General features: G+C 68.6%; 19 protein-coding genes and 2 pseudogenes. 17 read left to right on the top strand and 4 right to left on the bottom strand.

What is annotated here, in order from left to right:
* The first annotated feature begins 174 nt into the window (after nucleotides 1-174).
* Genes ACYQ8Q_RS19985 through ACYQ8Q_RS19975 form a run of 3 tightly spaced genes read left to right on the top strand, consistent with a single transcriptional unit; the run spans nucleotide 175 to nucleotide 1,862 of the window.
* Nucleotides 175-600: an ester cyclase gene (locus ACYQ8Q_RS19985; protein WP_460066670.1), complete on the top strand. Its 426-nt coding sequence runs from the start codon at nucleotides 175-177 to the stop codon at nucleotides 598-600.
* Nucleotides 601-648: 48 nt separating this feature from the next.
* Nucleotides 649-1,152 carry a flavin reductase family protein gene (locus ACYQ8Q_RS19980; RefSeq protein WP_460066668.1) on the top strand — a complete coding sequence of 168 codons (504 nt, stop codon included), beginning with the start codon at nucleotides 649-651 and terminating at the stop codon, nucleotides 1,150-1,152.
* A gap of 44 nt (nucleotides 1,153-1,196) precedes the next feature.
* Nucleotides 1,197-1,862: a GntR family transcriptional regulator gene (locus ACYQ8Q_RS19975; RefSeq protein WP_460066667.1), complete on the top strand. Its 666-nt coding sequence runs from the start codon at nucleotides 1,197-1,199 to the stop codon at nucleotides 1,860-1,862.
* Between the two features lie 21 nt (nucleotides 1,863-1,883).
* Here the strand turns inward: ACYQ8Q_RS19975 and ACYQ8Q_RS19970 are convergent, their stop codons facing one another.
* A complete protein-coding gene (locus ACYQ8Q_RS19970) occupies nucleotides 1,884-2,249 on the bottom strand; it encodes a VOC family protein (protein WP_460066666.1) in 366 nt (121 codons plus the stop codon).
* A 423-nt stretch (nucleotides 2,250-2,672) separates the two neighbouring features.
* Here ACYQ8Q_RS19970 and ACYQ8Q_RS19965 point away from each other — a divergent pair, with 423 nt between their 5' ends.
* Both ACYQ8Q_RS19965 and ACYQ8Q_RS19960 read left to right on the top strand, forming a co-directional pair.
* Complete coding sequence (locus tag ACYQ8Q_RS19965) at nucleotides 2,673-3,833, top strand: glycosyltransferase family 2 protein (RefSeq protein ID WP_460066665.1); 1,161 nt, start codon at nucleotides 2,673-2,675, stop codon at nucleotides 3,831-3,833.
* A 60-nt stretch (nucleotides 3,834-3,893) separates the two neighbouring features.
* Nucleotides 3,894-4,079, top strand: coding sequence for a hypothetical protein (locus tag ACYQ8Q_RS19960; RefSeq protein WP_067251292.1), 186 nt, complete (start codon nucleotides 3,894-3,896; stop codon nucleotides 4,077-4,079).
* 6 nt (nucleotides 4,080-4,085) lie between these two features.
* Here ACYQ8Q_RS19960 and ACYQ8Q_RS19955 read toward each other — a convergent pair whose 3' ends face one another.
* Nucleotides 4,086-4,808, bottom strand: a complete 723-nt coding sequence (locus ACYQ8Q_RS19955; RefSeq protein ID WP_460066663.1) for a dienelactone hydrolase family protein — start codon at nucleotides 4,806-4,808, stop codon at nucleotides 4,086-4,088.
* Nucleotides 4,809-5,051: 243 nt separating this feature from the next.
* Here ACYQ8Q_RS19955 and ACYQ8Q_RS19950 point away from each other — a divergent pair.
* The 3 genes and pseudogenes from ACYQ8Q_RS19950 to ACYQ8Q_RS19940 form a co-directional block, all read left to right on the top strand.
* Nucleotides 5,052-5,354 (top strand): annotated as a pseudogene (locus ACYQ8Q_RS19950) (ATP-binding cassette domain-containing protein); the annotation flags it as partial.
* A gap of 35 nt (nucleotides 5,355-5,389) precedes the next feature.
* Nucleotides 5,390-5,860, top strand: a complete 471-nt coding sequence (locus ACYQ8Q_RS19945) for a VOC family protein (RefSeq protein ID WP_460066662.1) — start codon at nucleotides 5,390-5,392, stop codon at nucleotides 5,858-5,860.
* 148 nt (nucleotides 5,861-6,008) lie between these two features.
* Entirely contained in the window at nucleotides 6,009-6,986 is a 978-nt protein-coding gene (locus ACYQ8Q_RS19940; protein ID WP_460066661.1) for a hypothetical protein, read from the top strand.
* 230 nt (nucleotides 6,987-7,216) lie between these two features.
* On the opposite strand, the gene ACYQ8Q_RS19935 is transcribed toward ACYQ8Q_RS19940, so the two are convergent.
* Entirely contained in the window at nucleotides 7,217-9,451 is a 2,235-nt protein-coding gene (locus ACYQ8Q_RS19935; protein WP_460066659.1) for an arylsulfatase, read from the bottom strand.
* A 591-nt stretch (nucleotides 9,452-10,042) separates the two neighbouring features.
* Here ACYQ8Q_RS19935 and ACYQ8Q_RS19930 point away from each other — a divergent pair.
* The 5 genes and pseudogenes from ACYQ8Q_RS19930 to ACYQ8Q_RS19910 all read left to right on the top strand — a co-directional run.
* Nucleotides 10,043-10,543, top strand: coding sequence for an SRPBCC family protein (locus ACYQ8Q_RS19930; RefSeq protein WP_460066658.1), 501 nt, complete (start codon nucleotides 10,043-10,045; stop codon nucleotides 10,541-10,543).
* A gap of 104 nt (nucleotides 10,544-10,647) precedes the next feature.
* Nucleotides 10,648-10,956: a hypothetical protein gene (locus ACYQ8Q_RS19925; protein ID WP_460066657.1), complete on the top strand. Its 309-nt coding sequence runs from the start codon at nucleotides 10,648-10,650 to the stop codon at nucleotides 10,954-10,956.
* A 151-nt stretch (nucleotides 10,957-11,107) separates the two neighbouring features.
* Nucleotides 11,108-11,320, top strand: coding sequence for a hypothetical protein (locus ACYQ8Q_RS19920; RefSeq protein ID WP_460066655.1), 213 nt, complete (start codon nucleotides 11,108-11,110; stop codon nucleotides 11,318-11,320).
* A 751-nt stretch (nucleotides 11,321-12,071) separates the two neighbouring features.
* Nucleotides 12,072-12,398 (top strand): hypothetical protein, encoded by a 327-nt coding sequence (locus tag ACYQ8Q_RS19915; RefSeq protein WP_460066653.1) that lies wholly within the window; start codon nucleotides 12,072-12,074, stop codon nucleotides 12,396-12,398.
* Between the two features lie 76 nt (nucleotides 12,399-12,474).
* Nucleotides 12,475-13,059, top strand: a pseudogene (locus tag ACYQ8Q_RS19910) (tyrosine-type recombinase/integrase); the annotation flags it as partial.
* A gap of 532 nt (nucleotides 13,060-13,591) precedes the next feature.
* Here the strand turns inward: ACYQ8Q_RS19910 and ACYQ8Q_RS19905 are convergent.
* Entirely contained in the window at nucleotides 13,592-13,732 is a 141-nt protein-coding gene (locus ACYQ8Q_RS19905) for a hypothetical protein (RefSeq protein ID WP_460066651.1), read from the bottom strand.
* 208 nt (nucleotides 13,733-13,940) lie between these two features.
* On the opposite strand from ACYQ8Q_RS19905, the gene ACYQ8Q_RS19900 reads away from it, so the two are divergent.
* From ACYQ8Q_RS19900 to ACYQ8Q_RS19885, 4 genes are all read left to right on the top strand, one after another.
* Entirely contained in the window at nucleotides 13,941-14,363 is a 423-nt protein-coding gene (locus tag ACYQ8Q_RS19900; protein WP_460066649.1) for a hypothetical protein, read from the top strand.
* 615 nt (nucleotides 14,364-14,978) lie between these two features.
* The gene (locus tag ACYQ8Q_RS19895) at nucleotides 14,979-15,191 is read left to right on the top strand and encodes a hypothetical protein (RefSeq protein WP_460066647.1); all 213 of its coding nucleotides are present in this window, start codon (nucleotides 14,979-14,981) and stop codon (nucleotides 15,189-15,191) included.
* 316 nt (nucleotides 15,192-15,507) lie between these two features.
* Nucleotides 15,508-17,316 carry a zinc metalloprotease gene (locus tag ACYQ8Q_RS19890; protein ID WP_460066645.1) on the top strand — a complete coding sequence of 603 codons (1,809 nt, stop codon included), beginning with the start codon at nucleotides 15,508-15,510 and terminating at the stop codon, nucleotides 17,314-17,316.
* A 32-nt stretch (nucleotides 17,317-17,348) separates the two neighbouring features.
* Nucleotides 17,349-18,029, top strand: coding sequence for a hypothetical protein (locus tag ACYQ8Q_RS19885; RefSeq protein WP_460066644.1), 681 nt, complete (start codon nucleotides 17,349-17,351; stop codon nucleotides 18,027-18,029).
* Nucleotides 18,030-18,109: the final 80 nt, after the last annotated feature.

The raw sequence follows: 18,109 nt of genomic DNA, 5'->3' as shown, positions 1-18,109 counted from the left end.
CCGTTGAATGCCACTTGACGTGCGTGTTTATCGGGCTGAAGGAATCGGCTGAACGATCCCCCGCGGCCGCGCCCTTGACGCTCCCTCTGTGCCATGCCTTACTGCTTCTTGTATGCCAATGCGGGCCGGATTGGCGGCTGCGCGGACGTTCTTGCAGCCATGGAAGGGGAAGAGATGGCGCACACCGAAGCCCACCGGGAACGCATCGAGAAGGCCTGGGCCGAGGCCTGGGAGCACGGTGACGTCGACGCGCTCGACACCCTGCTGAGCCCGGCCTACCTGCGCCACGGGACGGACCCGCACCCGCAGGACCTGGACGCCTTCAAGGCGTCGATCACCTCCACGCGCGCGGCGTTCCCGGACCTGACGACCGTCATCGACGACCTCGTGATCGAGGGCGACAGGGCCGCGATCCGCTGGCACAGCAGCGGAACGCACAGGAACTCCTTCCTCGGCGTTCCGCCCACCCACCGGCGCGTCGACATCAGCGGCGCCACGTTCGCCCGCTTCGAGGGGGACCGGATCGTCGAGGAGCACGTGACCTGGGACCCGCGGGCGCTGCTCGCGGCGCTCGGCATCATCAGCGTGGGACAGGACTGACGCCGGCATGGGACAGGACCGACGACCGACACGACAAGGAGCACCCTCATGACCGCGCTCGCCTCCACCCCCGACCTCGACGTGATGAAGCGGGTGAACCGGCAGTTCGTCACCGGTGTCACGGTCGTGACCGCGATGGACGGGGAGACCCCCAGAGGGCTGGCCGTCAACGCCTTCTCCAGCATCTCGCTCGACCCGCCCACGGTGATGGTGTGCGTCCAGCACACCTCGTCCACCCATGACTGTCTGTTCCGGGCGGACCACCTCGCGATCAACATCCTGTCCACCGAGCAGCTCGACGTCGTCGGCACGTTCGCGAGCAAGTCCGCCGACAAGTTCACGGACCTCGACTGGGAGAGCGGCCCGTACGGCAGCCCCCTGCTCGCCCGCAGCAGTGCGCGGATGGAGGTGCGGATCCGCGAGCGCCTCCGGGCCGGCACGCACACGATCTTCGTCTGCCGGGTGGTGCACGCGTCGGTCACCGACCTGCACCCCATGGTCTACAGCGCGGGCAGGTTCTTCGACGGCGGGGCACTCACGTCCCTGGGATGATCCGCGGGCGGTGTCGGAGAGGACGGGAGAGGGAGGCACGGCCGGTGAATCGCGCGAAGAACGGCTCGATGCAGGCCACGGTGATCGCCGAGATGCGCCGGCGCATCATCAAGGGCGAGGTCGAGCCCGGATCCGCACTCTCGGAAGCCGCCCTCGCGGACGAGTTCGGGGTGAGCCGTACGCCGGTGCGTGAAGCCCTCAAGCAGCTCCAGACCGAGGGGCTCGTCGAGATCCGGCCGCGCGTCGGGACGTACGTCACCCTCCCCTCCCGCCGGGAGATCACGGAACTCTTCGAGATGAAGGAACTCTTGGAGGGCGCGGCCGCCCGTCTCCTCGCCCGGCGCGGCCGGGTCCCGGAGACCGACGCGCTGGAGCGGAACCTGCGCGAGGCCGACGAGGCGGTGGAGCGGGACGACCGGGAACGGTACGCGGGGCTGGTCCAGGAGTTCCACGACCTGCTGCTGGCCGGCTCCGACAACAGCAAGCTCCAGGCCCACTACCGGATGCTGATGAACCAGCTCGCGTACCCCCGGCTGGTGAACACCTCGCTCAGCCGGCCGGGCCGCGCCATCCAGTCCGACCGTGAGCATCACCTCGTCCTGGAGCTGATCCTGGAGAAGGACGGCGACAGCGCGGAACGCGTCATGCGCGAACACGTCAGGGCCAGCCGCCGCGCCCTCCTGGCGGGCCTGCCCCTGCCCGGGCGGTGACCCGACCGCCGTGCCGGGAGTTCAGGAAGCCGGTTCCTGAGGGCGTCGGCCGAGGACACAGAACTCGTTGCCCTCGGGGTCCGCGAGGACGACCCACGACTGCTCGCCCTGGCCGATGTCGACGTGCCGGGCGCCCTGGGCCACGAGACGGGCCACCTCGGCGTCCTGATCGTCCGGCACGAAGTCGAGATGCAGCCGGCTCTTGCCCTGCCTGGGCTCGTCCAGCCGGACGAACTCCAGCCCCGGGAACCGGTCCGGAGCCGGGCAGATCGCGAACTCGTCCTCGGAGGAGTGGACCACCACCCAGCCGAGCGCCTCGGCCCACCACCGCCCCAGGCCCGCCGGGTCCGCCGAGTGCACGATCACATGCCGCCATTCCAAGGTCATCGGCCGAGCGTAGACCGGCCGGCTCGGAGAACGCAGGCGGTTTTCCGCGGGGGCACGGGGGGCGGACACGGGGCGCGGACACGGGGGCGGACATGGGGGGGCGGACACGGGGCACGGACATGGGGGCGGACACGGGGGGCGCGTGGAGAAGATGCGCGCCCTGCTCTCACCACCCACTCCCCTCTCTCGCTCCCCAGTCCTCCCCAAGGCCTCCGTACGCCCCTCTGTCACTCTTCCGGGACCGTAACCGGCGCCTCAAGAATGGCCCTTCGTGCCGCCGCTCGTCGCAGTGGTGGTGGTGTCCGCTCCCGGCCGGGGAAAGCCGGCACCGGGCAGCAACAGGCAAGCGGACGGCCCGAAGGCCGTCGCGGAATGAAGCGGCACTCATGCCGCGGGGGGCAACACCACACCATGTCCGACCACATGACCACCGCCATCCCAACGCGCGGGGGCCGGCGCGCCCACGGCTCCCACCGGCGCCGGCTGGTGACCCAGGCGGCGTCCTCGCTGCTGGAGACCGCCGTGATCCTCCCCGCCCGCAACGAGGAGGCCGGCGTCCTGCTCGCGCTGGAATCACTGGCCGCGCAGACCACACCACCCGACCTGATCGTGATCGTGGTCAACAACTCCTCCGACCGTACCGAGGAGTTCGCCCGCGAGTTCGCCGCCCGCCCGGGCGTACCGCGCACCGTCGTCTTCAACCTGCCGGACAACCCGCACAAGAAGGCCGGCGCCCTCAACCACGGCATCGGCTGGCTGAACAGCACGCCCGGCGGACTCGCGGCCGCCGCGAAGTACCTGCTGGTCATGGACGCCGACACCAGTCTGCACCCGAAGTTCCTGGAACGGGCGCGCAACGTCATGGCCTCGGACCGGCGCGTGGGCGGCCTCAGCGCGACCTGCCTCGGCCGCACCGGCCTGTGGAAGAACCTCTGGCAGCGCTACCTGCTGGGCATGCAGATCATGGAGTACGGCCGTTACGCCCGGGGCCGCTACCGCTTCGGCATCCACAGCATGTCGGGCGCCGGCTCCTTCTACCGCACCGAGGCACTGCTGAGCATCCTGCGCTGGCGCGGCGAGGTGTTCTGGGAGGACCACGCCAACCTGGTGGAGGACTACGAGACGACGCTCGCGCTGAAGGAGGCGGGCTGGAAGGTCACGGCCAACCAGCACTGCATCGCCTACACCGACCTCATGCCCACCCTGCGGGAACTGATCGGCCAGCGGGAGCGCTGGGGACGCGGCACGGTCGACACCCTGCGCCGCCGCGGCTGGACGAAGCACACGTGGTTCTCCATCACCAGCATGGCGCTCGGCTTCGCCGGCTTCCTCTACACCCTGGGCTGGCTGGCCGCCTGGACCGGCGTGATCGCGAGCAAGGGCCTCGTCCTGGATCCGGCCTGGCTGTGCCTGGTCGCCTTCTGGATCGTGTACGCCGCCTTCCGCACCCGCCACCTCGGCTGGAAGGGCGTCCTGGTCGACGTCCTGATGCTGCCGGGCCTGGTCTTCTCCACCGTGCGCGCGTACTGGTTCGTCACCTCGCTGGTGAAGTCGTACGCCACCGGCGTCTCCGCCTGGAAGTGACCGCTTCCCCCTGTCCCGACCGTCCCGCACGAACGACAGATCACCGAGAGGAACAAGATCATGAACTACCTCAGCGGCACCGGCACCGGAATCGTCGCCGGGGCCGCCTCCCTCGCGGCCACCGGCACCTCGTCCACCACCGACCTGATCATCGCGGCCAGTCTCGCCCTGGTCCTGGGCGGCCTGACGACCTACGCCGCGGCCGTCCGCCGCCGCCGTCACGACGCCAGCGCGGCCGGCCACTGACCCGTACTACTTCAGATGCCGGTCCAGGAACCGGCAGCCGTCCTCCAGCTCGAACCACGGGGTGCCGGTGTGCCCTCCCCGGTTGGCGTGCAGGGTCTTCTCCTCGCTGCCGAAGGCGTCGAACAGGTCCAGGGCCCGTTGCCGGGGGTTCCCCTCGTCGTCCCACTGGAGCAGGAAGAGCAGCGGAACGGTGATCTGCCGGGCCTCCTCGCGCTGGGCGCGGGGCACGTACCCGCCGGCGAAGAAGCCGGCGGCGACGATGCGCGGCTCGGTCACCGCCAGCCGAATGCCGAGGGCGGTCCACCCTCCGGAGTACCCGACCGGGCCGCCGATCCCCGGCAGTTCGAGGAGGGCGTCCAGGGTGGTCCGCCACTCCGGGACCGCGTTCTCGACCAGCGGGCCGATCAACGACTCGAAGATCTCGTCGACCGGCTCGCCGGCCCGCAACGCCCGCCGGAGGTCGGCACGGGCCTGCTCGTCGGCGGCGGAACGCGGACGGTCACCGCATCCGGCGGCGTCGATGGTGGCCACCGCGTAGCCGCGCGCCGCGGTGTACCGGGCCCGGGCCATCAGCCGGGGGTCCGCCTTGGGCAGGCCGTTGTTGTGGGCCATCAGGACCAACGGGGCCGGTGCGGACCCGGGCGTCCACAGGGTGCCCGGGATCTCGCCGAGGGTGAATTCGCGTTCGAGGACGCCGTCGTCGAGGCGCCGCTCGGAGATGAAGCGCATGGTCGTGCCTTTCGGGAGTGCGCGTGAACGGCGCTCCCGGACGACCTATCGCCCGACCGTGACCCCGGAGGGGAGCACCCATGTCGATACTGCGTTCACGGGTACCACCTCCTCGTTCACTCGCACGGCCTCCCGGAAGGTAGCAGCGGCCACCACGGTCCGCCAACGGGTTTTCGGGGCTCGGTCCACTGTCTCAGTCCACCGTGAAAAAGTAGTCCCAGGGCGCCCCGCAGACTCCGGGGCATGACGACAACGACCCACACCACCGCCATCGCGGCCACGGGGCTGCGGAAGTCCTTCGGGGACAGAACGGTCCTCGACGGCATCGACCTGCACGTGCCCGCCGGCACGGTCTTCTCCCTGCTCGGCCCGAACGGGGCGGGCAAGACGACCGCCGTCAAGATCCTCTCCACCCTGATCACGGCCGACGCCGGCGAGATCCGGGTCGGCGGCCACGACCTGCGCACCGCCCCCCAGACGGTGCGGGCCGCGATCGGGGTGACGGGGCAGTTCTCCGCCGTCGACGGCCTGATCACCGGCGAGGAGCCATCGAGACGCGAGACACCGACTGGAGACCCACCATGACCCCTCCCGCACACCCCGGCCGCATGCTGTTCGTGAACCTCCCCGTGGCGGACCTCGCACGCAGCAAGGCGTTCTTCGCCGGTCTCGGGTTCGGTTTCCACCCGCACTTCACCGACGAGACCGCCGCCTGCACGCTCGTCGGCGAGCACGCCTTCGTGATGCTGCTCAGCCGCGAGAAGTTCGCGGAGTTCGCGAAACTGCCGTTGGCCGACCCCGCCACGCACACACCGGCGCTCTACTGCTTCAGCGTGTCCTCCCGCGACGAGGTCGACGCGGTCGCCGCCGCCGCACTCGCGGCGGGCGGCACCGAGGCGGACGGCGCGGAGGACCACGGCTTCATGTACTCACGCAGCTTCCACGACCTCGACGGCCACGGCTGGCAGGTCATCTGGATGGACCCGAAGACGGTGGAAGAGGGCCCGGAGGCGTTCACGCCCACCACGGAGGACGCCGACACCCCGGCCTGACGCACCAACTTCTCACAGCGGTCGTTGACGGCGCCCATCCCCTGTGGATGTCAGCCACGGCCTGGGATGCCTCTTCGCGCTTCGCCCGGAGCCGCGTGGGCACAATCGGGGCGTCCATGGGTGACGGCACTCCGGGGGGAGGGCGACGGTGGCGATCAGCGACGGCGTGCGCCGCTGGTGGGATTCCGCTGGGGCGCGCGCCCTGGTGTTCGTGCTCTGCGCGTCTCTCGTCTTCCATGCCCTGGTGCTGTTCGGGAGGGTCAACTCGGCCGACGACGCGTTCGTCGGCGGTGCCTTCAGGCTGTGGGCGGCCATGGCCGCCTTCTCTGTCACGGTGTGGGTCGCTCTGCTCGGCCGGGGCGTCACCACGACCCGCGCCCTGTCCCGGTCGTGGCCCTGCGCACGCGGCTGGTGGACGGCCTCGCTCGCCTCGTACTGCGCGCTCATGCTGGCCGCCACCGTGACACTCCGCGGCATCACCAGCGGCAACCCCTACGAGGTGCCGGTCCATCACTTTCCGGCGCTGATCGGTGTGCTCACGTTGGTCGGCGCGAGCGCGGGCGCGCCCTGGGTGCTGGCCGTGTGGCTTGCGCAGGAGCGGCTGCGGAGGCCAGGAGCTCCGCAGGGCGTCGACAACCCGCAGCACCCCGCGAATCCGGAGAGTCCCGTGAGCCCCGGGAGCCACGAGGACGACACGGACGCCGTCCGCGATGTCCTCGCCGTCTGGAAGGTCCTCGAAAACAGCGGACTCGCGCTCGCACTGATCGTGTCGACCTCGGTGTTCAACACGGGCGCTCTGCGTATCTCGCTCATCAGATCGGGGGTCGTCGAGCCGTCCGACTTCCCTCCGTTCCTCGTGCTGGGCTACGGCGCCTTCTTCGCCGCCGTCCTGGCCGCGATGCTGCTCCCCCCGCTTCTCATATGGCGGGCGCGGGCGTTCGCCCTCGTCGAGCGCGCGGTACCGGCACCTCCCACGGGCCTGCTCAACGAGACGCAGGTCGCGGACCGGGCGCGCCTGGAAGCCCAACTCCATGTGGACGCTCCGCTGTTCCGCAACCCCGTCACCGCCCTGAGTGTCCTGTCGCCCTTGGCGACGGCCCTGCTCACAGCCCTGGTGCCGAGTTGACCTGCTCGAGACTGGTGTGCGGTGGGGGGCGTGGTGGTACGCCGCCGAGCTCGGGCGCGGCCCCGACGCACTCACGCTCTCGGCTTGGGTATGGGTTCGGAGGCGGAGCTCGATTCGTCCGCGTCGAGCACGGCCAGGACGGCCTGAACCAGGATTCGGTGGCCGACGAAGCGACCACAGCGGCTCCGCTTTCACCGAAGCCGAGTTCGTACGCGGCCCAGGACCCCTGTTCACTGGCGGGCCATGTGCATACGCATCTCGCTGTCCGCGTCGGTGATGAGTTCGCCCGACAGATCGACGGTCACACTGTGGAGTGTGCCGGTGAACCGGAACGGTGACCGGTAGTCGGACGTGACCGGTTGGCCGGGGTTGGCGCCGCAGGTCAGGCCGCCGGGGTTGAACATGATGGGGGTGGTCACCGGGAATTCGGCCTCTGCCACGAGGCGGCGGTCGACGTAGAGCTGGGCACGTCCCGGTGCTCCCTTGCCGGTGGCGAGGTCGGGCTTGTCGGTCGGTTCGAACTCGAAGCGCAGCTCGTGGCGGCCCGTGGGCACCCGGTCGGTCGTGGATACGGTGTAGAAGGCTCGCGAGACGTAGTTGTGGACGTACGTCAGCTTGCCGTCCTTGATGTAGAAGCTCCAGCCGCCGGCCCCCGAACCCTGGCTCATCAGTACGCCTTCGGCGCCGTCGGTGGGGATCTCCGCGTCGGCGGTGATGCTGTGCGGCCGGTTGAGGACCCGGGGCGCGACGGAGGCCGGCAGTGTCTGGGTGCCGTGCCGGAAGGTGTAGCTGGTCCGCTCCTTGGTGATCTGCGGGCGTTCCACGGTCATCCGGGCGAGGGCGCTGCCGTCGATCGGCAGCACGTTGTACTTGCCTGCCTCGACGTACCACAGCGACACCATCTCGATGAGCTTGTCGCGGTGGTCCGCGGCGATGTCACGGGTTTCCGCGAAGTCCTCGTCGATGTGGTAGAGCTCCCAGGAGCCGGCGTCCAGTCGGGAGAGCGTCTCGGAGCTGATGGGTGTGCCGAAGGGCTGTTGCGCCTCGGTGAAGGAGGGTCCTGGCCAGGGGCATACGGCACGCCAGCCGTCGTGGTCGATGGCACGGTGGCCGAGCATCTCGAAGTACTGGGTGTGGTGGCGCGTCGGCGCGTTCGGATGATCGAAGGTGTGGGCGAAGCTGACGCCGTGCAGGGGGGACTGGGTGACGCCCTTGACGGTGTCGGGTGGTTCGATCCCGAGGACGTCGAGGACGGTGGGGACCATGTCCACGAGGTGGGCGTACTGGGTGCGCACCTCTCCTCGCGCCTTGATGCCGTGCGGCCAGTGGACGAGGAACGGGTCGCTGGCGCCGCCGCGGTACGTCTCCCGCTTCCAGCGCCGGAACGGGGTGTTGCCCGCCCAGGTCCAGCCCCAGGGGTAGTGGTTGAACGTGGTGGGGCCGCCGAGTTCGTCGATCGCCTCGAGGCTGTCCTGGATCGGTTCGGGGGCGTTGTTGAAGAACTGCGCCTCGTTGGCGGTCCCGGTGACCCCGCCCTCCGCGCTGGCCCCGTTGTCGGATACGACCATGATCAGGGTGTTGCCGAGTTCGCCGGTCTCCGTGAGGAAGTTCAGCAGCCGCCCGATCTGGTGGTCGGTGTGGGACAGGAATCCGGCGTAGACCTCCATCATCCGGGTGGCGAGGCGCCGGGCGTCCGGGGGCAGGGAGTTCCAGTCCGGGACGTCCGGGTCGTGGCGGGACAGCACGGCATCGGGAGGTATCACGCCCAGCCGCTTCTGGCTGCTGAACGTCACCTCCCGGTAGGCGTCCCAGCCGTCGTCGAACCGGCCCCGATAGCGGTCCGCCCACGCGCGCGGCACATGGTGCGGTGCGTGGGTGGCCCCAGGACAGAAGTGGAGGAAGAACGGCTTGTCGGGGGCGACCTGCTTGGCGTCGGAGATGAAGATCATCGCCTTGTCCGCCAGGTCCTCGGTCAGGTGGTAGCCGTCTTCCGGTGAGCCGGGGGGTTCGACCTGGTGGTTGTCGTACACGAGATCCGGATACCACTGGTTGGTGTCACCACCGAGGAATCCGTAGAACCGTTCGAAACCACGGCCGAGCGGCCAGCGGGCATAGGGGCCGGCGGGGGACTCCTGCTCCGAGGGCATCAGATGCCACTTGCCGACCATGTACGTGTTGTATCCGTGCTGCAGCAGCATCTCGGACAGGAACCCGTTCTCAAACGGGATGTTGCCGTTGTAGCCCGGGTACCCGGTGGCCATCTCGGTGACCGCCGCCATGCCGTTGGCGTGGTGGTTGCGGCCGGTGATGACGCAGGAACGCGAAGGTGAGCACAGTGCCGTGGTGTGCATGTTGTTGTAGAGCAGCCCGTTGGCGGCCAGCCCGTCCAGGCTGGGGGTCTCCATCGGACTGCCGTAGCAGCCGAGTTGTCCGTAGCCCGTGTCGTCGAGCACGATCGTCAGCACGTTGGGGGATCCCGGTACCGCGCGTGGTGGCTCGGGCCATGCCGGGCTGGACACATCAGTGGTCCGCCCGATCACCCCGGGGAACCCGCTTCCTGGCTTGTACTCGTTCACTGACATCGTGCCTGCCCTCCTTCCGCCGTCCGCCGAGTGGCTTGGCGGACGGCGGACGCGGTGAGTGACATCAAGCCCTCATCGGCACCGCGCCGTGGTCTGGTGAGCCCTTGACCGGTGACGTCCAGCACGCTCCGGCCTGCGATGCTCATGAGCCCATAGGAAGGTTCGGCCAACGGGTGAGAATTCCGTGGCACACTGGCACACAATTTCCGGCACTCGTGCTTTTGGGCTGCGGTCGATTCCGGCTGCGGACCGGCTGCCCACCTGCTGCGCATAACGCACCATGTTCATGCTAGATCCTCGCCACGACGCCTGCCACCGCAGAGGCGGCCGAATCCGCTCCTCAGAGCGATCACGCCCGGTCGGCGAATCTCCCTGCCCATCGGATGAACCCTCCCCTGAATTACCCTTCCCTGTGGATTGAATTACCGTTGCGCAAGTTCCACGCGGGGAGCGAAAGGGAGAACGGTGGTACTCATGGCTCGGCATTGGTATCCGCTCACCGAGAGTGGCGACGACTTCCTGAAGTCCGCCTCATTCCGCTATGTGTACTGCGTGGAGACCCCCGCCCCTGCCGAGCGGATCTGGGAGGTCCTGACCGGCGAGGAGCTGGTCCACTGGGTGTGGGTGTTCACCGGCCTGCGCTGGGTTTCGCCGCGCCCGTTCGGTGTCGGAACGGTACGAGAGGTCACGTTGTTGGGATTGTTCACCGCTCGTGAGCGCTTTTTCCGCTGGGAGGACGAGCATCGGTATACGTTCGGCGTTTTCGAGGCCTCTCTTCCCGGTCTCCGCCAAGCGGCGGAGGACTGGTCCATTGAGTCCACGCCCTCCGGCTCGCGCCTCACCTGGAAGATGGTCGTCGAGGCAATCCCACTGGTCACCCCGTTGTTGTGGGTCAGCAGTCCGGTCATCAGGTTCGTACAGCGCCGCGCCATGCGCACCATCCGTGCCCGCCTCGATCCGTGTTCGGCTCTGTGAGCGGGCACACAGAGATCGGCGGGACTGCGGACGTACTATCTCGTGAAATGCGGCTCCGGTCGGTTTCCACACTGCGGAGGGCTCGGATGGTGTACCCGGCTTCCTTGGCCGACGAGCGGGTGCGTGCGGTGAGCGAGGCGCTCAGCCCGTACACGTGGCGAGAACACACCCCTGAAATGGTCAGCCGTCGCGCGCTCGCCGCGATCGACGAACCCGGAACGGCGGGTACGGCCCCGGTTGCCCGCCACGACGAGCGGATCGGAGTACTCGTCGAGTTCCTGACGGGCTGCCGGTGGCGCTCACTGACAGTCGGCGCCGTCAGCCGCCGGATGGTGGCGGCCCTGGACTCGTGGCGTCACGAAAGCCAGTGGCTTGAGATCGAGTTGCGCTGGCTGCTGGACGGAGACGGCTGAGACACGGCTGGGAGAGGTGCGGAGGCGTCCATACGTCTGTTGGTGCGCTGACCTGGGTGAACGTTCGAGTCGCGGCGCCGTCGGGCACGAGGCCATCGCGGGTGCCCGAAATTGGTGTGCGGCGGGGCGTGGTGGTCGGCACCCTGGGGTCATGAGTCGTTGGAAGCTCTACGACAACTGGTACGCCGATCTGGCCGGCCTCTCGGTCGAGCAACTGCGGGAGCGCCGGTCCTTCGCCGCTCAGCGGGCCGGGAGTGCCGTGGCGCGTGGCATGGGGCGCAACCCCAAGGCTGCGCGGGAGTGGCGCGAGCGGCTGCGTGCTGTCGATGACGAACTTCTGAGGCGGAGTGTCCAGGGAGCGTAGCCACCGTGTGAGCCCCAGCCGACGACAGTCAGCCACGATGGCGGGCGCGCCGACCGATCGGGTGCGCGTGTGTCCCGCTGTACCCCCACCGGCCTCGGCCACGCTGCTCGACGACGTCAGTCAGCGCCTGAGCCACGGCCACCGGAACCTGAGTATCAGCATCAATGTCAGTGCTTGCGCCTATGGTCTCAAGCGCGCGGTCGGCTTCCGGGGGTTCCAGCCCTGAAGGGATGGTTTCATCCCCGGCCTGTCTGGGGGCGGTTCGGAGATTCGTCCAGGACCTAACCGACGGCCGGGCTTCGTCGATGGCCACGAGATGACCTGCCAGCGCCGGCCGCGCATCTCCTCTCTCTTCCTGATCCTGGCAACGGCGATGAGGAGTTCTTTGCCTGCGAGGTTGGGTGATTGTGCCCAGGTCTTCCGTCAGGCTGGCAGTGGAACGATCAAGGGGGAGGGAATGAAGAGGGCACGGGGGTCATTTGTCGCGGTGGCGACTCCAGCGGTCGTTCGCCGACGTGCACGCCGCTGGGTCGTGGTCGCCGGAGCGGCACTGGTGTCACCTTTCGTCATGCTCGTTCCAGCGGCTGCCGGGTGGCTTCCTGCCGAGTCTGCGATCGTCCTGGCGCTGGTCGCCGCACCGGCCGGGCTTCTCATCCTTGGCGGGGCGTGCGAGGAAAGGCCACCTCCGCACATCAGTGGACCTCGCCTGACGGCACGGACACTGACCGGGGAGCGCACTGTCGATCTGTCCGTGATCAGCTCCGTACGACTGCTCATCCACTTCTCCCGTTCCGGTGTCTCGGAACGGGTGGTCCTGGTCCGCGACGTCAACGGGGTGTGCCTGGGGCTCAAGAGTGCAGTCGCCCGTGCTGCCCTGCGCCGGGCCCTGCAACGCTCCCGCGACCCCGCAACGCATCCGCAGCCCCGCGTGAGCAGGGCGGCGCTCGTGTACCTGGGCATAGCCACCCGTCGAACCCCCTTGGCGCTCCACACAGTCCTGAGCTGGCTTGTCATGGTGTTCGGCGTCTGCGGCTACATGGTGACGGTGCTCGCCCTCGCGGACCGGGTTCGGCCGTAGACCCCGGCCGGCATCACAGGGAGAGGCGGGTTTGCGATGGGCGGGAGCCCTCACCTCGCGTCCTCCCCGGGTGTGCCGACCGTCTCTCTCGGCCCTCCTGGCCGCATTCACCACTCTGCGGTTCGGTGAACTCGCTGCCCTCCGACGCCGGGACATCGACCTGGAGGCAATGACCGTCACCACTCGCCGGTCTCAGGCCGAGTTGCAGGACGGTCGGCTCTTCGACAAGGCGCCGAAGTCTGCCGCCGGTGTCCGCGCCATTTCGTTCCCCGCCGAGCTGCTCGACGACGTCACGCGCCACCTGGAACAGTTCGCCGCATCCGGCCGCGACGGGCACCTCTTCGTCGGCCCGCGGGGCGGCCAGCTCCGCCGGAGCAACTTCCGCGACGACTGGATCACGGCCAGGGATGCCGCGGGCGTTACGGCGGAGCTGCACTTTCACGATCTCCGCCACACGGGCAACACCCTGGCCTCCACCGCCGGCGCCAGCACCCGTGAGCTGATGACCCGCATGGGCCACAGCAGCTCGCGCGCCGCGCTGATCTACCAGCACATGACCAGCGACCGTGACCGGGCCATCGCCGATCGCCTCGGAGCGATGATCCGTGAGGGCGGGGAGAGGCCACCTCGGGCTAGGAACCCGGCCTCCACACGGCCGTAGTGGCACGCGTGTGGCACGCCCCGAACACGACGAAGGGCCAGCCTGGGAGGAAAGCCCTCCTGAGCCGGCCCTTTCTCTGTGCCCCCGGCAGGATTCGAACCTGCGACACCCGCTTTACGAGAGGCCTTATTGCCTGCCCTGTCTGTGACGGCCTTCCCTGGATTCACCGTTCCTGCCGGTCAGCGGCGTGCGGTCTTCCGTCCCAGCCTGCTTGTTCCCTGTCTTTACATGGCCTTCCGTTCCCATGACGTTCCCATGAGGGGCCCTCGGATGCCCCTGGGCACGGGGTGGGGGAGTCGGCTGAGGCCAGCCGTGGTCGCTGAAACGGTGAGCACCGCAGACCTTTGGGGGTGCCCAAGGCCCCGCACTGAGCAGGGCGTCGGGGCCCTCGATCGGCGCGGTCTCGCTGATTGGGCCGTGAAGCACTGGAGCGGTCCGATCCGCTCGCGTTCTCGGCTTGGGAGACGACGGCGCTTGCATGGGCTCCGTGGCTCTGACGCGTCGGAGCGGGCGCGCGAGGGCTGGAGCCGGGTCACACCTTCTTGGTGACGATGGTGTCCGGGAGCAGCTTTTCCAGGTCGTCGACGTCTGAGGTGAAGACGGTGACCTGTCCCTTCTGTTGTCGCGCGATGACGGCGAGCACCGCGTCGATCGCGTACTTGTGGCCATGCAACTCCGCCGCGCAGACTGGCTCTGGGCATCGACGCCGACCGGTCGCTCAGGCCGTTCCTCAACCTCAATGCCTTTGGTCACGTGGCGAGTTGGCGGTCCATCGGATGCCCAGAGGTTTGGTTCCGTTCTTCCCTGCCCGCTGCGATGCCGGTTGGGCAAGTCCCGAAGCGGACGGTGTGGGGATCACCGGTGGCGGGTAACGTACGGTCATGCATCCGGAGATACGCGACGAATCCGACAAGGGGAAGTTTCCGGCCAGATGCGATGAATGTGGGGCGATGCTGTGTGTCGAGCCGCGGCACGGCGCCTACCCGTATCCGGTTGTTCTGCCGGACTCGTCGGCGGTTGATCCGTTCCATCCCGAGGAGGATGGCCAACGGGTGGGGATGACCTGCTCCCAGGAGTGCCGACGGGCTCTCGTGAAGAGATTCATACAGCGTCCGTTCATCCGTGAGGAGCTGTGGGCCGGGAAGCTGGAACGGGCTCTGAGCGCCCACCCCGGGGGGATGAAGCCGCCCGAGCTTCTGGCGGAGACTGGGCTGACAGAGGCCCAGATGAGCTCAGGCTTCCAGTGGCTGGCCGAGCGGCGCCGTCCTCCGGCGGGCCAGGAGCCCGACGAGCCGACGAAGTAAGCCGGGGAGTAGCCCCGACAGAGCCATCGGTGAGGTCGGCCGAGGTCGCGATCCGGACGCTCGGCCGCATCGGACGGCGGCCCACCGCCCTGGCTGACCGCGCCACCGGGCTGGTCCTCGGCCAGGGAATCTTGCCGGGATCGCGTGCACGCATGCACCGACAGGGGTTCCGCCCTTCGGGCGAGGGGGCGCCTGGAGCCTCGCCGTCCCCGTCGGCGGCCACTCCGGGTAGGCGCCGGTGTCAGGGGGCAGGTTGAGATCAATGGCGAGAAATCAAACTGAGGTCGGATTTTGAACGTATGTCGGATATCGATGGTTTGCGCGTTCTCTGCGCTTTCGGCTAATGTCCAGAGTCTCCGGACGGAACGTCCGGAGACTCTGGATGGCGGGACCGACACGTGACCGCGGACTGCTTCGCGTGGTGGGTCGTGCATGTCTCCTGAGCCGGACCCATCCCCGTCCGGGCTGAGGAGACGGTTCCGCCGTCCGGACCTCCTCGGTGCAACCGGGCCGGCGAACTGCTGCCCCCTGTTGTCCGGTTGCACCGACGGAGGCGGAACACGAATGGAGGGGCGCGTACTTGCTGCTCCAACAACGAAATGAAAGGCACTTCTGATGAACATGGACCAGCTCGAGGGCGAGACCGCGGAACTGCTGCCCGGGCGGGAGGCGCTGGGGAGGTTCTCCTTCAACCTCACCAAGCTGACGACGGTCTCGACCAAGGTCGCGAACCTGGGCCTCCACAACGAGTCCACCGCGGCGAACCAGTTCTCCCCGCTGGCCGTCGCGCAGTCCGCGGCGACCCAGTCGGTCAGCGTCCGGCAGTAACGCGTGAGTGCTGCGGGGGCAGGATCGCGACGTCCGCCCCCGCAGCACCGCGACAGGCGCCACCGACCAGGGGGACGCTGCTCAGTGGTTTCGGAGCGCGGCTCTTCTTCGCCGCTGTACTTCCTCCCTGTGGCGGAGAGGAGCCGCGCACCTCACTGAAGCGTCACACGCTGTGGAGAAGAGAATGACGCTGCCCGGAGACAACGGCTCGTTCCGAGCCTGGAACGATCACGAAGCACCTCCGCACGACGAACCACCTTGTGCCCAGACGCTCCCGATCCGGTCACCGGAGTCGCTCGCAGCCCCGACGCAGGTCATGGCGGCGGACCTCTTCACCTCGCTCGGCGCCGCGTCCGTGCCACGGCTCGGTCACGGCCTTGAGACCCTGGGGGAATACCAGGGATCCGGATTCACCGAGCGGAAGTACATCGTCCGCCGGGGGGACGGACAGGTGCTCCTGCTGTCGCGCCTGCTGTATCTCATCGTGTGTTCCGTCGACGGCATCCGTGATGCCGAAGCCATTTCCCACCGGGTCAGTGGCCGATACGGGGCCGAGGTCACCGAGCAGAACGTCGTGTACCTCCTGGACAAGAGGCTCGCTCCGCTGGGTGTCACGATGCCATTAGGGGAGTCCTCGGAGGAATCGGAGGAAAGCGCCCCACCCACGTCGGATCTCCTGTTGTCCCTGCGTGGGCACCGGGTCATCTTCCGCGAGGAGCAGGTCGCCCGTATCGCTGCCGCCTTCGCCTGGCTGCACAGGCCGGTGGTGGTGGCTCTGGCGCTCGCCGGCATGGCGGCCATGGACATCTGGCTCTTCGCGATCCACGGCGCCATCACCCCAGTGCTGCAGGTACTCGAGCAACCGCTGTGGATGCTCATCGTGTTCGCCCTCACCGTTGCCTCGCTCCTCTTCCACGAGTTCGGGCACGCCTCGGCCTGCCACTACAGCGGTGCGGCCCCCGGCAGGATCGGGTACGGCCTTTATCTCATCTGGCCGTCCATGTACACGGACGTCACCGATGTCTACCGGATCCCGAAATCCGGGAGGCTGCGTACCGGTCTGGGAGGCGTCTACTTCAACGCCCTCTTCATGCTGTTTCTGATGGCCGGCTATCTCCTCACCGGCGAGGCGTTCTTCCTCGCGTCGATCTACCTCGTGCACTTCGAGGTCCTGGAGCAGTTGATGCCGGTGGTGCGGCTCGACGGCTACTACATCCTGGGCGACCTGGCGGGCGTCCCCGACCTGTTCGGCAAGGTCAAGCCGATCCTCCGGAGCATGCTGCCCGGCCGGAATCCCGCCGGCCTGGGCCTCAGGCGCTCTGCCCGGACCGTCGTCACCGTCTGGGTGCTGACGATGATTCCGCTGCTGGTGGCCGAGGTGGCGTACGTCCTGTGGAACCTTCCGCGGCTGCTGGCGACCGCGGTGCGAAGTCTCAACAACCAGTGTGTTGGAACGTACCTGGCCTTCAGCGATGGCCATCTGGCCGCCGGAGCGGTCGGAGTCATCGGCACCTTGATGCTCATGTGCCCGATGGCCGGCGGCGCCTATCTCACCTGCCGGGTGGCGGTCCGGCTGTTCCGCGCGATCGTGAGAGCCACCGAGGGGAAGCCGACGAGGCGCCTCGTGCTGGCCCTCGCGTCCTGCGTCGGCGGCGTGGTCCTCGCCGGCGCGTGGTGGCAGGGGATGACCCCCAAACCGCTTCCCGCAGCAGCTCCCGTGACGCCCGCGCTGCAGCCCGCAGTGCCGTGGGTCCAGTCCACACAGGGCACGTCCACGGACTCCAAGCCCACCGGCAGCCCCACCCCCTCCTCACCCGGCCGGCCCGGCACAGGCGAGCGCCACGGCACGGACTTCCCCGGCGGTCGTGACACCGCCAGGTCCACACCGCGCTCCGGCACCGCCCCGTCACCCACCCGTCCGGCGAGCACACACGCCGCCCCACCGACATCCACCGGGGCGTCCGCCTCCGGCGTTGCCCAGTCCACCCGCCCGCCCGCGCACCCGACAGCCACTTCCTCCGAGAGCGAGATGGCCTCCGTCCTTCCCTCCCCGACGGCATCAGGGCCCGGGGCCGTGTCTCCCTCACCCTCCGGGACGGCGTCGCCGAGTCCCAGTTCCTCCTGACGCCGGCCACCCTCTATCCACAGGAGAGAAACATGCAGCACCGCAAACCGCGTACCAGCTTCGTCACCAAAAGGACGATCGGTCTCGGCGTGGTCGCCACCGCCGGCCTCGCCATGACAGCCACGGTGGCCTCGGCCACCACCGGCCCCGGCTTCTCCCACGGTGCCGCTGTCGCGGTGGACATGGCACACAGCCGCGCTGACAGGATGCACGTGAACCAGTTCGACGAGAGTTTCGAGATCCACGAATACGGTCCGTCTGTCGCCGTGACGGCCAACAATCGCGCGACAGCGGAGTCCGTGGGCTGCTCCCTCGACGCCCCGTGCCGCTCGGTCGCGCTGTCCTTCCAGATCGTCACGACCTCCGGTCGCAATGCCCGGCTGATCAACGCGAGCAACCTCAGCCGGGCCGCGAACGGTCACTGCCCCTCGTGTCAGACCTTCGCCGGCGCCTATCAGTTCGTGGTGGCCACCCCGCGGGCATTCAGTCTGGGCCAGGGGGCACGTGCTGAACTCAGCAGAATCGACCGTCAGGTCGGACTGCTGAGGGGATCGGGCCTGACCATCTCCCAGATCAAGCGTCGTGCCGACGAACTGGCCGCGCAGGTGAAGACCATCCTCGACCGTGAGGCGCAGCGCGCCCCCCGCGGAACGGAAGACAGCCCGCTCGCCGACTTCGAGCCGACGGTGACCATGCACCGCCACGTCCGTTAGTTCCCCCCGAGACTCTTGGGGCCGTGCACTGCCGTCGCGGCCCCAAGAACAGTGGAAAAACCAACCCCGGGAAGTGAGAA

The sequence above is a fragment of the Streptomyces sp. YKOK-I1 genome, assembly GCF_054660435.1.
This window is presented reverse-complemented; position numbering and strand designations above follow the sequence as displayed.

Excerpts from the sequence above, each read along its gene's own strand:
- ACYQ8Q_RS19985 (WP_460066670.1), top strand. The coding sequence starts at position 175 with ATGGCGCACACCGAAGCCCACCGGGAACGCATCGAGAAGGCCTGGGCC.
- ACYQ8Q_RS19980 (WP_460066668.1), top strand. The coding sequence starts at position 649 with ATGACCGCGCTCGCCTCCACCCCCGACCTCGACGTGATGAAGCGGGTG.
- ACYQ8Q_RS19970 (WP_460066666.1), bottom strand. The coding sequence starts at position 2,249 with ATGACCTTGGAATGGCGGCATGTGATCGTGCACTCGGCGGACCCGGCG.
- ACYQ8Q_RS19965 (WP_460066665.1), top strand. The coding sequence starts at position 2,673 with ATGACCACCGCCATCCCAACGCGCGGGGGCCGGCGCGCCCACGGCTCC.
- ACYQ8Q_RS19960 (WP_067251292.1), top strand. The coding sequence starts at position 3,894 with ATGAACTACCTCAGCGGCACCGGCACCGGAATCGTCGCCGGGGCCGCC.
- ACYQ8Q_RS19955 (WP_460066663.1), bottom strand. The coding sequence starts at position 4,808 with ATGCGCTTCATCTCCGAGCGGCGCCTCGACGACGGCGTCCTCGAACGC.
- ACYQ8Q_RS19945 (WP_460066662.1), top strand. The coding sequence starts at position 5,390 with ATGACCCCTCCCGCACACCCCGGCCGCATGCTGTTCGTGAACCTCCCC.
- ACYQ8Q_RS19930 (WP_460066658.1), top strand. The coding sequence starts at position 10,043 with ATGGCTCGGCATTGGTATCCGCTCACCGAGAGTGGCGACGACTTCCTG.
- ACYQ8Q_RS19920 (WP_460066655.1), top strand. The coding sequence starts at position 11,108 with ATGAGTCGTTGGAAGCTCTACGACAACTGGTACGCCGATCTGGCCGGC.
- ACYQ8Q_RS19900 (WP_460066649.1), top strand. The coding sequence starts at position 13,941 with ATGCATCCGGAGATACGCGACGAATCCGACAAGGGGAAGTTTCCGGCC.
- ACYQ8Q_RS19895 (WP_460066647.1), top strand. The coding sequence starts at position 14,979 with ATGAACATGGACCAGCTCGAGGGCGAGACCGCGGAACTGCTGCCCGGG.
- ACYQ8Q_RS19890 (WP_460066645.1), top strand. The coding sequence starts at position 15,508 with ATGGCGGCGGACCTCTTCACCTCGCTCGGCGCCGCGTCCGTGCCACGG.
- ACYQ8Q_RS19885 (WP_460066644.1), top strand. The coding sequence starts at position 17,349 with ATGCAGCACCGCAAACCGCGTACCAGCTTCGTCACCAAAAGGACGATC.